The 12,545-nt window shown below is 60.0% G+C and carries 9 protein-coding genes; 1 reads left to right on the forward strand and 8 read right to left on the reverse strand.

Going from position 1 to position 12,545, the window contains the following annotated elements:
• Nucleotides 1–104: 104 nt before the first annotated feature.
• From AC22G1_RS04540 to AC22G1_RS04560, 5 genes are all read right to left on the reverse strand, one after another.
• Nucleotides 105–2,267 (reverse strand): xanthine dehydrogenase family protein molybdopterin-binding subunit, encoded by a 2,163-nt coding sequence (locus AC22G1_RS04540; protein WP_487315711.1) that lies wholly within the window; start codon nt 2,265–2,267, stop codon nt 105–107.
• Nucleotides 2,251–2,745, reverse strand: a complete 495-nt coding sequence (locus tag AC22G1_RS04545) for a (2Fe-2S)-binding protein (RefSeq protein ID WP_487315712.1) — start codon at nt 2,743–2,745, stop codon at nt 2,251–2,253. The genes AC22G1_RS04540 and AC22G1_RS04545 overlap by 17 nt, the downstream gene beginning before the upstream one ends.
• A gap of 210 nt (nt 2,746–2,955) precedes the next feature.
• Nucleotides 2,956–4,143: an MFS transporter gene (locus tag AC22G1_RS04550; protein ID WP_487315713.1), complete on the reverse strand. Its 1,188-nt coding sequence runs from the start codon at nt 4,141–4,143 to the stop codon at nt 2,956–2,958.
• A gap of 65 nt (nt 4,144–4,208) precedes the next feature.
• Entirely contained in the window at nt 4,209–6,065 is a 1,857-nt protein-coding gene (locus AC22G1_RS04555) for a methyl-accepting chemotaxis protein (RefSeq protein ID WP_487315714.1), read from the reverse strand.
• A 169-nt stretch (nt 6,066–6,234) separates the two neighbouring features.
• Nucleotides 6,235–6,732, reverse strand: coding sequence for a MarR family winged helix-turn-helix transcriptional regulator (locus AC22G1_RS04560; RefSeq protein ID WP_487315715.1), 498 nt, complete (start codon nt 6,730–6,732; stop codon nt 6,235–6,237).
• 80 nt (nt 6,733–6,812) lie between these two features.
• Here AC22G1_RS04560 and AC22G1_RS04565 point away from each other — a divergent pair, with 80 nt between their 5' ends.
• Nucleotides 6,813–7,130 carry a DMT family transporter gene (locus AC22G1_RS04565; RefSeq protein WP_464950341.1) on the forward strand — a complete coding sequence of 106 codons (318 nt, stop codon included), beginning with the start codon at nt 6,813–6,815 and terminating at the stop codon, nt 7,128–7,130.
• A 27-nt stretch (nt 7,131–7,157) separates the two neighbouring features.
• Here AC22G1_RS04565 and AC22G1_RS04570 read toward each other — a convergent pair whose 3' ends face one another.
• From AC22G1_RS04570 to AC22G1_RS04580, 3 genes are all read right to left on the reverse strand, one after another.
• Nucleotides 7,158–9,026 (reverse strand): putative bifunctional diguanylate cyclase/phosphodiesterase, encoded by a 1,869-nt coding sequence (locus AC22G1_RS04570; RefSeq protein WP_487315716.1) that lies wholly within the window; start codon nt 9,024–9,026, stop codon nt 7,158–7,160.
• Nucleotides 9,027–9,190: 164 nt separating this feature from the next.
• Nucleotides 9,191–12,040: a valine--tRNA ligase gene (locus AC22G1_RS04575; protein ID WP_487315717.1), complete on the reverse strand. Its 2,850-nt coding sequence runs from the start codon at nt 12,038–12,040 to the stop codon at nt 9,191–9,193.
• A 14-nt stretch (nt 12,041–12,054) separates the two neighbouring features.
• Nucleotides 12,055–12,498, reverse strand: a complete 444-nt coding sequence (locus AC22G1_RS04580; RefSeq protein WP_487315718.1) for a DNA polymerase III subunit chi — start codon at nt 12,496–12,498, stop codon at nt 12,055–12,057.
• Nucleotides 12,499–12,545 lie beyond the last annotated feature (47 nt).

Here is a 12,545-nt window from a genome sequence, read left to right on the forward strand (position 1 = left end):
GCCTGGTTGTCTGTCATACGTGGGGTTGGGCATTGTTATATCCTGTGGTGTGCTGTTAATACCTTGGTATAAAAAAGGCCGTCATTGACGGCCTTTTCAGCGGATTAGCTCAATTGTCCGGGGTCTATGGGCAAACGGCGGATGCGTTTACCGGTGGCAGCAAAGAGGGCGTTACATAGGGCTGGTAACACCGGCGGCAGCGCCGGTTCCCCCAAGCCGGTGGTGGGGTAGCTTGAGGGCAGGAAATGCACGTCAATCTCTGGCACCTGGGGCATGCTCATCAACCGGTGCTGGTGGAAGTTACTCACTTGCGCGCCCCCCTCAATCGGCACCTGCTGGTAAAGTGCCTGGCTTAGCCCCTCGATGATGGCGCCCTGGGCCTGTTGCATGGCGCCGCTGGGGTTAACGATAAACTCTCCCACGTCTCCTACCGCCCACACCTTGTGTACCACTACCTGGCCGCCGCTAACACTGGCCTCCACCACTTCGGCAAAGTAACCGGCGTGACTGAAATAGCAGCCAAACCCAAGGCCCCGCCCCTCGGCCGGTTTACGGCCCCAGCCACTGCGCTCGGCAACTGCCTTTAACACGCTTTGCATCCGCGTAGCGTTGAAGTTGGTATTGCCTTGAGCTTGGCGCGCCAGCAGCGCCCTTTGAAAAGCCAGCGGATCTTTACCGGCGGCATGGGCCGCCTCATCGAGGATGGACTGAAACACCCAGGCCAGGGCATTACTGGACGGTGCCCGCAGCCAGCCGGTGGGGATCTGGGCCTCGATAAGAGAGCTGTCATAACGCAGGTTATCGACAAAACCAGCCGGGAACTGGTTGTCGCCCATGCTGGCGGCCAGTAGCGGCCGGCCTTGACTGGCAAAGCTGACAAAGTGGTCACTCAGCGCCGTCAGCTCTCCGGCCTGGTTAAGGGCCGCCTTGAAGCGGTGATAGCCGCCTGGGCGGTAGTAATCGTGCTGAAAGTCATCCTCGCGGGACCACAGCAATTTCACAGGGGCGCCATCAAGGGCGCGGGCTATCCAGCCGGCCTCGGCCATGTAGTCGTTAAAAAGGCGCCGGCCAAAGCCGCCCCCCATGCGGGTCACGTTCACTGTGATGTCGCCCTCGGCCATACCCAGCACCTTGGCCACCTGCTGGCGGCCACCGGCCGGGTTTTGGGTTGGTGCCCAAAAGGTCAGTTTGCCGCCTTGCCACTGGGCGGTGCAGTTGATGGGCTCAAGCTGGCCGTGGGCAACGAAGGGGTATTGATAATCGGCTTCAACCACCTGGCTGGCCTCGCTCAGCGCCTTGGCGACATCGCCTTGCCGGGCAATGGCTTGTTGTGGCGGCTTTTGCCATAGCGCCTGGGCCTGGCGGCCAAAGTCGCTGCTGTTTTGGTTATCTCCAGGGGTTTGATGCCATTCAACCTTGAGGGCGCGGCGGGCCTTTTGCGCTTGCCACCAGCTGCTTGCCACTATGGCTACTCCGCCTTGCAGGCCGTAAAAGTCGCCGTCGCCTTCAATAACAAAGGCTTTTTTTACCCCTGGCATTTGCTGCAACTCGGCCAGGTTGGCGCTTTTCACCTTGGCCCCGAATACCGGGCCCTTTTGGTAAACGGCGTAGAGCATGCCGGGCAGGGTGACATCGATACCAAAAAGCGGCCGGCCGTTGACGATGTCGTCGTTGTCTACCCCAGGGGTGAACTGGCCGATAAGGCGAAACTCCCCTGGTTTTTTAAGGGCTACCTTCTCTGGCACCGCCATGGCGGCGGCGTCACTGGCTAACTGGCCATAGCCCAGGCGGCGGCCCGTGGCCTTGTGGACAACTTCGCCTAGCTCGGTATGGCACTGCGCAACCGGTACCTGCCAGCGCTTGGCGGCAGCGGCTTTGAGCATCTGCCTGGCGGTAGCGCCGATACGGCGGTGCTCGTCAAAATGGGTGGGCATGCTGCGGCTGCCGCCGGCGGATTGGCGCCCGTAAATCTCTGGTGCCAATGGCGCTTGCTGCACTTTGACCTTGGCCCAATCGGCGTCCAGTTCATCGGCGATGATCATTGGCAGCGAGGTTTTAATCCCCTGGCCTATCTCCGGTGCCACCGACATGATTTCGACCGTGCCGTCCGGGGTGATGCGGATATAAGCATTAAGGGCCGCTTTTTGCGGCGCGCCGGCGGCGGCCAGAGGCGGCAGGTAGAGGCTTACCATCAGGCCGCCGCCAAGGGCAGCCCCCGCCTTTAAAAAGGCGCGCCGTGACAAACCTTGCTCAGCTATGGGCTGCATCTTCGCTCTCCTTTGCTGGCGCCAGTTCACCGGCTACCTGGTGGATGGCTTGGCGAATACGAAGGTAGGTACTGCAACGGCACAGGTTCATGCCCATGCCGATGTCAATTTGCTCGTCGGTGGGCTTGGGGTGCTGGCGCAGCAGGGCGAGGGCACTCATCATCTGCCCGGCCTGGCAATAGCCACACTGGGGCACGTCAAGGCTCTTCCAAATGTGTTGAATGCGCTGGCCAAGCTCGTCGTCACTGATGCCCTCCACCGTGGTAATAGCGCCATCGCCCACCGCCGCCACCGGGGTCACGCAGCTACGGATGGGGTTGCCGTTAAGATGCACGGTGCAGGCGCCGCACAGCGACATGCCGCAGCCGAACTTGGTGCCCTTCATATCGAGGGTGTCCCTCAGGACCCACAGCAACGGGGTGTCGGCGTCGACGTCAGCCTGAAGCTGTTGGCCATTTATCTTAAGTTGATACGCCACGGCGTCCTCCTTGAGCGGTTGCGAGGGGGCCTCGCGCTGGTATGGGCGCCCGCCTTAGGATGTGGTTATGGCTGTGACGGCAGGCAAAGCAGTTGTTCAAATAAGCATCACACAAGGTTTGGCTGGCCGACAGCGCCCTTCGGCCAACGGTTAGGGCCGAGCGGTAAAGTTAATTTCGTTAACAAAAAGGCCGTCGATGACGGCCTTTTTTCAAGGGTTGCTGCGCTTTTCAATGGCAAAGGCCAGCCAAATAACCAACAGCCCTCCCAGGGCAAGCAGGGCGCCTACCCAGCCGGTGGCGGTCCAGCCAAGGCCGGCGCTGATGGCAAGGCCGCCCAGCCAGGCGCCGTTGGCATTGCCGATGTTAAAGGCCGAGTGGTTAAGGGCGGCCGACAGGGTCTGGGCCTTTTTGCCCACGTCCATCAGCCGGGTTTGCATGGCTGGCACCACCGCCACGCTGCAGCCGATACAAAACACCAGCAGCGCCGCGCTCCACAGCGCCTTTGCGGCAAACACAAAGAGCCCCAGTGCCACGGCGCTCCAGATAAAGGAGCCGAGAATGGTGCCTTTGAGGGAGCGGTCGGCCAGTTTGCCGCCAAAGATATTGCCGGCAATGTTGCCTAGGCCAAACAGGGACAGCAGCCAGGGCACGGTGCTTTCCTGGATGCCGGTGACCTCGGTGAGGGTGGGGGTGATGTAGCTGTACACCGCAAAGATGCCTCCAAAGCCTACAGATGCGGCCAGCAGGGTCAGCCAAATTTGCCCTTCTTTAAAGGCGCTCAATTCGTTGCGCACACTGGCGCCCTCGGCCACTGCCACCCGTGGCACAAATAGCCTCACCATCACTGCGGTCAGCACCGCCAGGGCACCCACTATCACAAACAGGCTGCGCCAACCCAGCCATTGGCCTGCCCAGGTGGCAAGGGGCACGCCAATGACGTTGGCGGTACTGAGCCCGAGCATCACTCGGCCTACCGCCGAGGCGCGCTGGCTATGGGGGACGATGGAAGCGGCCACCAACGAGGCCACCCCAAAGTAGGCGCCGTGGGGCAGGCCCGCTACGAAACGGGCGGCAATGAGCGGCAGGTACTGGCTCATAGCGGCGCTCAGCAGGTTACCGAAGGCAAAGATGGCCATCAGCAGCACTAGCAGCATGCGCCTTGGCATACGGGCGCCCAAGATGGCAAAGAGCGGCGCCCCTACCACCACACCCAGGGCATAGGCGCTGATGGTGTGGCCAGCGGTAGGAATATCCACGCCAATGCCTTGGGCTAGGTTTGGCAAGATGCCCATGGCGGCGAACTCGCCGGTGCCGATGGCAAGGCCGCCAACGGCCAGGGAAAACTCGGCCAGGCCCGTGCCTTGGGGCCGGACCTGAATGCTCTGTGCTTGATTCATACTGCGCTCGGGGAGGGGAGAAAACCGCCCATGCTACCAGAAGCCCCCTGGCCAGCCCAACCGGCTCAGCGGTGCTGAAAGTGCCGGACCAACTCTTCCTGGGCCTGGATAAGCTCTTCGATACGTTGGCTCGAATCACTGAACGCCGCCACGCCCTGGTGGTTTTGCTCGGTGATGTGGGCGATTTGGCTAAGGCTCTGGGCGATGTCTTCGGTGGTGGCCTGCTGCTGGGTGGCGGCGGAGGCAATGTGCTCGCTGTTGGCGGTGACATCGCTGATAAGGGCGCGGATCTGCCCCATGGCCTCGGCGGCCCTGCTGTTTTGCTCCAGCCCCTTTTCCATCTGTTGCTGGCTGTCTTTCATCAGGGAGACAGCCTGGCGGGTGCTTTGCTGGAGGCTATCAATCATGCCGTGAATGGTCTTGGCCGATTCAGAGGTTTGCTGGGCAAGGCCTCTGACTTCACTGGCCACCACCGCAAAGCCGCGGCCATGGTCGCCGGCCCGGGCCGCCTCGATGGCGGCGTTCAGGGCCAGCAGATTGGTCTGCTCCGCCACCCCTTGAATAACATCCAGCACACTGCCTATCTGCTGGGAGTAATTGTGCGCGTCGTCAATGGCCTTGCCGGTATTATCCAGGCGCTGAGCCAGGCTGTGGCTGGCGTCGCTGCTGCCGTTCACCAGTTTTTGGCCCTGGCCGACCGCATCGTCCATCTCCATCACCCGGCTTAAGGTACGGGCGGTGGACTGGGCCACTTCCTGCACCGCCTTTTCCATCTCTGCCATGGCGGTGGTGACCTGCTGGGTCTGGCGCCGTTGCAGCTCCAGGGCCTGGCGGGTCTCAAGGGATTGGTCGCGGTTCAGTTGCGACACCTCGCCCAACTGGCGGGCACCGTCGCTAAGCTGGCTTATCAACTGGCGAAGGTGGCTCAGCAGTTGGTTGGTGCTGGCCGAGAGCAGACCAAACTCGTTATGGCTGGTAAAGGCCACTTCTTGGGTGATGTCGCCATGGGCCGCCGCCCTTTGTACCGACAACAGCTCGGCCAGCGGTTTTTTGATGGAGCGGTACACGCTCCAGGCCACCAATGCCGCCAGCAGCAAGGAAATGCCAAGGGCCAGCAAGGTCAGCCAGAAGCTCAAGCTCAATGAGCGATTGACGGTTGCCGCGCCACTGTCGACCCGGTCATGGGCGGTCTGGTCGACGGTGCCCATCACGGCGATGGCGTAATCGATGGTGCCGCTGGTCTGGTCGGCAAGGGCGGCCACTTCGTCTTTTAAAGCCAGGTACTGCTCTTTGGCATCCATCAGCTGCTGGGCATCGCCTGCCAGGGCGCTGTTACCGGCCAGCAGCGTATCCAAAGCCTGTTTGGGCCTGTTGATAGCAAAGCTGTCAGTGGCGGCCAGCACTTCGTCGATGTTTTCCTGGATGGCGATTTCGCTTGCCAGCTTGGCGCCTTGCAGGGCCTGTCGCCACTGCTGGCGGGCGCTGTTGATATCTTCCTGGGCCTTGAGCAGCGCCTGCTGTTTGTCGCCCAGCTCCTGGCCCAGGGCAAAGTAGTCCTGGTCTAGGGTGCCGAGGGGTTCGAGCAGGTCCAATACGTCCTTGGAGTCTTTGGCCAGGGTTTTGAGCTTATCGAGGGTGCCTTGGAAGCTGGCCTTGAGATCGCCAAAGTTGTTCATGGTGGTAATGGCGATATGGGGGTCGGTGCTACCCGGCACCGCCTTTAATTGGCGGTCGGCGTTGAGCAGCACAACCGACAGCTGGCTGGTTTGCAGCACCAGCGGGGTGGCCTTGGTGGTCATGGCCTGAATTTGGGTGCGAATTTGTTGCCCGGCCAATAAGGTCACCAGGCTGCTGGCCAGCAGGCACAGTACCAGCAGCAGAAAACCCAGCATCACTTTCTGGGTTATGGAAAGTTTCGGCACCAGGCGCCCAAGGCGGGCAAACGGCGTGAAAAGTCTCGTGGGCAGGATAGCCATAGGCCGAAAGACTCCCTTGAACTGCTATCAGGGTCTGAACATGACCCATCCGGGAGCGTATTGTGGCGGCCAGGCTGGTTATCGCGATGACACTTCGGTGACAGTTTGGTGACAGTTAACGCTTTTCTAATTTGCCAAGCCAGTCCTGTAATTGCCGGCTAAGGGCCGGCAGGTGCCCACCAAGGCTGGCGCAGCTTTGGGCTTCAGCAGCCAGCAAGGCCTGGTTGCAACTCTCCACCAAAGCCAGGCCTTTATCGGTGAGTTTTACCCGCTTGGAGCGGCCGTCATCGGGGTTGGCAGGGCGGCTTATCAGGGCTTTGTCTTCCATGCGCAGCAAGATTTTGGTCATGCCGCCGGAGGACACCAGCATCAAGCGGTACAGCTCGGTAGGGCTCAGGCAATGCTCGCCGCCCACCGAGCGCAAGGTGGCCAGCACTTCAAACTCGGCCGGTTGCAGACCAAAGCGGGCAAACACGGCGCCGTCGAGCTCGGCGAAATATTCCTGCAGGCGATAGAGCGCGGCTACCAGCTCGCCAGCCTTGTCGCAGGCCTGGGGCCAATGGTTCTGCCAGTTGTCCTTGAGTTCGCTTAACGCGGCGCGGGCACGGGCCATGGAAGACTCCTTGAATTTATCTTTCCGGGAAGATACTATCACGGCGAAATATCTTTCTGGGAAGATAGTTGGAGGTGTCTATGGGTCCCTGGGGTTTTCTTGTTTTGGCCGGTGTCTTTGAAGTGGGCTTTGCCAGCTGCCTGAAGTTGTCCGAGGGCTTTACCCGGCACTGGGCCACGGCGGCGTTTATCGCGTTGGGGGCGGCCAGCTTTTACTGCCTGACCAAGGCCATGGCCCAAATCCCGGTAGGCACCGCTTATGCCATCTGGACCGGTATCGGCGCGCTGGGTACGGCGCTGGTGGGGGTGTGCTTTTTCAACGATCCGGCCACCTTGGCGCGGATGGGCTTTTTAACCCTGCTGGTGGTGTCCCTGGTGGGGCTTAAGTTGGTGTCATAAAAAAACGGGAGCCGATGCTCCCGTTTTTTATGGCTGAATGCCGCCTCGTACCAGGTTGAAGTTGTGGTACCAGGTGATGAAGTCTTCACTGCCCATGGGCTCGGATACCGCAAAGCCTTGTACCTGATCGCAGTGCTCGTTACGCAGGAAGTTAAGCTGGTCCAGCTCTTCAACCCCCACGGCGCTGGTGCGAATACCCAAGTCTTTACCCAGCCGCAAGATGGCTTTGACCAAGGTCTCGGCATCGGGATCTTTACCCAGCTTGGCGATAAAGTGCCGGTCAATCTTGATGGTGTCGATGGGCAGCTTGGTGAGGTTGTTAAGGGCGCCGTTGATGGAGCCGAACTCGTCGATAGAGAGCCTAATGCCCATTTTTTTCAGTTCATGGAGCTGCTGGGCATAGCGCTGGCCGTCGTTGTGAATGGCCGCTTCGTTAAGCTCAAGCTCCAGAGTGAACTGATCGGCGCCGCCAAGCTGGGCCAGTAATTCACGGGTCTTGTCAAAAAGCCCCTGGCCCTTTAACTGCTGCGGCGAGATGTTCACGGTCAGGCACAGGTTGTAGACCCCGTAATCCAGCCACTGGTTCAAATCGCGGGTCAGCATTGCCAGCACGTGTTCGCCCAGCTCGTTAATCAGCCCCACATGTTCGGCGATATAGACAAACTCCTGGGGCACCAGGGTGCCGTGCTGGGGGTGTTCCCAGCGGACCAGGGTTTCCACCCCCAACAGCTTGTTACCATAGGCGCTGACAATAGGCTGGTAGCGCAGGAAGAACTCGCCCCGGTCGGTGGCGCCGCGCAGATCCTTACCCAGCTCGCGGGTCAGGCGCACCATGGCATCGATGCGCTCGTCGTAAAAACGCACATCGCCGCCGTCTCTTTTCAGTTGGTGCAGGGTTAGCTCGGCGTTGTTAAAGAGGCTGTTGGCGTTGTCGGCGTCGTCCGGGTAAATGGCCACCCCGGCCCGAAAGCCCATCGGCACCGGTTTACCATCTATCTCAAAAGGTTGCTCAAAGGCCAACGCCAGCTTGTGGTGCACCTGGGCCATGGCCTCGGAGTTTTTAAGGTGCACCGCCATGATGGCAAAGCGGTCACCTTCCTGGCGAGCCAGGATGTCGGTTTCCCGCAAGGTTTGCTGAATGCGCTGGGCCACGGCTCTTAGCAGCGCATCCCCCACCTGGTGGCCAAAGTCGTCGTTGATCTGCTGGAAGCTTTTCAGATCCAGCAGCATCAACCCCAGTTTCATCTGGATGCGTTTGGCCACATGGAGCTGTTCATCGAGCTGATGCAAAAACTCGTCGCGGGACATCAAGCCGGTGAGCTTGTCCGCTGACTGCATGGCAGAGAGTTCGGCCTCCATTTGCAACTGGCGGGTGATGTCCCACATCTCGCTGATAATGGCCAAGTGTTGGTCGTTTTGGGTGATAAGGCGCTTTTGGATCCACCAAATTTTGCCATCGGGGCGGCTGACCTTGATGGGCTCAAGGCTGCCATTTTCAAGCAGTTGCTCGCGGCCACTGTCGATTCCTTGCTGGCCGTCGCCACCAAAAAGGCGGCTGGCCTCAAGGCCGATAAGGGCGCTGCGCTCGGAGCCCATGAAGTTGGCAAAGCTGTTGTTGCTGGCCAGCAGGCTGCCGTCGGGGCACTGAATAAAGATGGGGTGGGCCAGCAGGTCCAGCACCGAGCCGTGCAAGTCCACCACCGGCTGGACGAAAAAGAGATAGGCCTTGCTGCCCGGCAAGTGGCTGACATGCACCCGCATCAGCCCTTTGCCGGGCAGGGCGTCGCGCCAAAAGTGGCTGTCCTGGCATTTGGTCAGCCAGTGGCTGCCGGCGCCTTGGGTAAAGAAGTGCTGTGGGTCTTCAACCAGATCGGCAAAGGCCGGGTTGAAACCCAATAGGGTCCCGCCCGGTTCCAGCCAGGCTAAAGGACAAGGAAGGTGTTCAAGCAAGGTATCCGTGTTGGCCACGGCCGTCCTCAGTATTATTGTCGTTACATTAATGTAGCCATTTCTGATGGCGAATAAAAAGGCCCGGTCCTATCAGCCGGGCCTTAATTTGCTTAGAGCGCCTCGATACTGGCGTATTGGGCCTTGAGTTTGGCCTGGGTTTCCTCAAGCTCGGCAAGCTTTTCACGCTCTTTGGCAATTACCGCTTCCGGGGCCTTGGCCACGAAACCTTCATTACCCAGCTTGCCGGCTACCCGGCCACGCTCTTGCTCCACCTTTTCAAGCTGCTTGGCAAGGCGGGCAAGCTCCGCGTCCTTGTCAATCAGGCCTGCCATGGGAATACGCACTTCCATGGCGCCCACCAGTTGGGTAACGGTGGGGGGCAGCTCGCCGCTGGCCACGGTGATGGACTCAAGCTTGGCCATATTGGTGAGGAAGCTCAGGTTCTCTTCCAGGCGGCGTTGGTCGGTCTCAGACACATTCACCAGCAGCACTTCGAGGAGCTTGCTGGGGGCAATGTCCATCTCGGCGCGGATGTTGCGAATGGCCACGATAAACTGCTTCACCCACTCCAAATCGGCCATGGCATCGGCGTTAACCTTGGCGGCGTCAAATTCGGGGTAGGACTGGAGCATGATGGTGTCGCCATCGATGCCGGCCAGCACTTTCACCCGCTGCCAGATGGTCTCGGTGATGTAAGGCATGACCGGGTGCATCAGGCGCAGCAGCGCTTCCAGTACTGTCACCAGGGTGTGGCGAGTGCCGCGCTGCTGGGCTTCTGAGCCTTTGAACAGCACCGGCTTGGTGAGCTCCAGATACCAGTCGCAGAACTGGTTCCAGGTGAACTCGTACAGGGTGTTGGCGGCCAAGTCGAAGCGGTAGCTGTCCATGGCCTGGCGCACCGCCTTGACGGTTTCTTCAAACTGACCCAGCACCCAGCGGTCAGCCAGGCTCAACTCCAGTTCACCGCCGTTAAAGCCGCAATCTTTGTCTTCGGTGTTCATCAGCACAAAGCGGCTGGCGTTCCACAGCTTGTTGCAGAAGTTGCGGTAGCCTTCCAGGCGGCGCATGTCCCAGTTGATGTCGCGGCCGGTAGAGGCCAGGGCCGCCAGGGTAAAGCGCAGGGCGTCGGTGCCGTGGGCAACGATACCTTCGGGGAACTGGGCTTCGGTGCGCTTGGCAATCTTCTCGGCCAGCTGCGGCTGCATCATGTTGCCGGTACGCTTTTCCAGAAGTTCGGGCAAGCTGATGCCGTCAATCATGTCCAAGGGATCGATAACGTTGCCCTTGGATTTGGACATCTTCTGGCCTTCGTCGTCGCGAATAAGGCCGGTCACGTAGACGGTCTTGAAGGGCACCTGCGGCGTGCCGTCGTCGTTCTTGATGAAGTGCATGGTCATCATGATCATGCGCGCCACCCAGAAGAAGATGATGTCAAAGCCAGTCACCAGCACATCGGTGGGGTGGAAGACTTTCAGGTCTTCAAGCTTCTCGGGCCAGCCCAGGGTGGAGAAGGTCCAAAGGGCCGAGCTGAACCAGGTGTCCAGCACGTCGTTGTCTTGTTTGAGCACCACCTCGCTGCCGAGGTTGTGTTTGGCGCGTACTTCGTCTTCGCTACGGCCGACATAAACCTTGCCGGTTTCGTCGTACCAAGCGGGAATGCGGTGGCCCCACCACAGCTGGCGGCTGATGCACCAGTCTTGAATGTCGCGCATCCAGGCAAAGTACATGTTCTCGTACTGCTTGGGCACAAACTGGATACGGCCGTCTTCCACCGCTTCGATAGCGGGTTTGGCAAGCGGGGCGACCCGCACGTACCACTGGTCGGTGAGCATGGGCTCGATAACCACGCCGCCACGGTCGCCGTAAGGCACTGAGAGGTTGTGGTCGTCGACTTTTTCCAAGAGGCCCAAGGCGTCAAACTTGGCGACGATGGCCTTACGGGCGGCAAAGCGCTCCAGGCCCTGGAATTCGGCCGGAATGGAGCCGTCCATCTCGGTGTTGGCGGTGCCGTCAGTGTGCACGCACTCGGCCTCAACCCGGATATGGGCGTCCAGGGTCAGGATATTGACCATGGGCAGGCCGTGGCGCTTGCCCACTTCGTAGTCGTTAAAATCGTGGGCCGGGGTGATCTTCACGCAACCGGTGCCCTTTTCCATATCGGCGTGTTCGTCGCCAACGATGGGAATGCGGCGCCCTACCAGCGGCAGTTCGATAAACTTGCCGATAAGGTCCTTGTAGCGCGGATCTTCGGGGTTAACGGCGACACCGGTATCACCCAGCATGGTCTCGGGGCGGGTGGTGGCCACCACCAGATAGTCTTTGCCTTCGGTGGTCTTGGCGCCGTCCGCCAGGGGGTAGCGCAGGTGCCACATGTGGCCCTTTTGCTCTTTGTTTTCTACTTCCAGGTCGGAAATGGCGGTGTGCAGTTTAGGGTCCCAGTTCACCAGGCGCTTGCCGCGGTAGATAAGGTCGTCTTCGTACAGACGTACAAAGACTTCCAGCACCGCATTGGACAGGCCTTCGTCCATGGTGAAGCGCTCACGCTCCCAATCCACGGAGTTACCCAGGCGGCGCATCTGGCGGGTGATGGTGCCGCCGGACTCTTCCTTCCATTCCCAGATTTTGTCGATGAACTTGTCGCGGCCAAGGGCGTGGCGGTCAGGTGCACCTTCGGCGGCCAGTTTACGCTCCACCACCATCTGGGTGGCAATACCGGCATGGTCGGTGCCCACTTGCCAGAGGGTGTTTTTACCCTGCATGCGCTGGTAGCGGGTGAGGGCGTCCATGATGGTCTGCTGGAAGGCATGACCCATGTGCAGGCTGCCGGTGACGTTGGGCGGCGGGATCATGATGCAATAGCTGTCGGCGCCGGCCGCACCGCTGGGTTTGAAATAGCCTTTTTCTTCCCAGGCCTGGTAGAGCGCCTCTTCGATGGCGGAAGGATTGTAAGTCTTATCCATGGTTTTGCTGTATCTCAGTGGGTTTGCGCCAAAAAGTCCGCGAGTGACAAGTGCTTAGGGGCTGCGCCCTGTTGTTGGTAGCTGCGAAACCGGGTTCGCGCCGCCACCTTGAGTGCCTCGCTGTTTGGCACGGCCTCAAAAATTTGCGCACATTGTACCGCAACATGGGGGATGGCTTCATGGAGATTAATCAACACCGCCCGGCCTCTGGGCGCTGGCGCTTGGGGCCAGTAAATGGCCACCGGTGAGCCGCTTTTGGGGCCTTCGTCGGCCAGGTTATGGGGCACGAAGGAGGCCGGCTCCTTTATCCACAGCGCTTCGTCAACGGCGTCGGCCTGGGCTTTGTCTTGGCAGGTGATCAGCACCGGTTGGCGCAATTGGTAAAAATGCGCGGCCACCTGGCAGGCAAACTCCACCAGGTTATCGTCCGGCAGGGAGCAAAAAGTGACATCGGCCATAAAGACTCCAAAAAGGAAAAAGGGCAGTCAGAGCTGCCCTTGGTTCC

The sequence above is a fragment of the Gallaecimonas zhanjiangensis genome (assembly GCF_057624825.1).

Bases quoted from the DNA above. Each gene is read 5' to 3' on its own strand.
- AC22G1_RS04565 (WP_464950341.1), top strand. From the start codon at position 6,813: ATGGGTCCCTGGGGTTTTCTTGTTTTGGCCGGTGTCTTTGAAGTGGGC.
- AC22G1_RS04540 (WP_487315711.1), bottom strand. From the start codon at position 2,267: ATGCAGCCCATAGCTGAGCAAGGTTTGTCACGGCGCGCCTTTTTAAAG.
- AC22G1_RS04580 (WP_487315718.1), bottom strand. From the start codon at position 12,498: ATGGCCGATGTCACTTTTTGCTCCCTGCCGGACGATAACCTGGTGGAG.
- AC22G1_RS04550 (WP_487315713.1), bottom strand. From the start codon at position 4,143: ATGAATCAAGCACAGAGCATTCAGGTCCGGCCCCAAGGCACGGGCCTG.
- AC22G1_RS04560 (WP_487315715.1), bottom strand. From the start codon at position 6,732: ATGGCCCGTGCCCGCGCCGCGTTAAGCGAACTCAAGGACAACTGGCAG.
- AC22G1_RS04575 (WP_487315717.1), bottom strand. From the start codon at position 12,040: ATGGATAAGACTTACAATCCTTCCGCCATCGAAGAGGCGCTCTACCAG.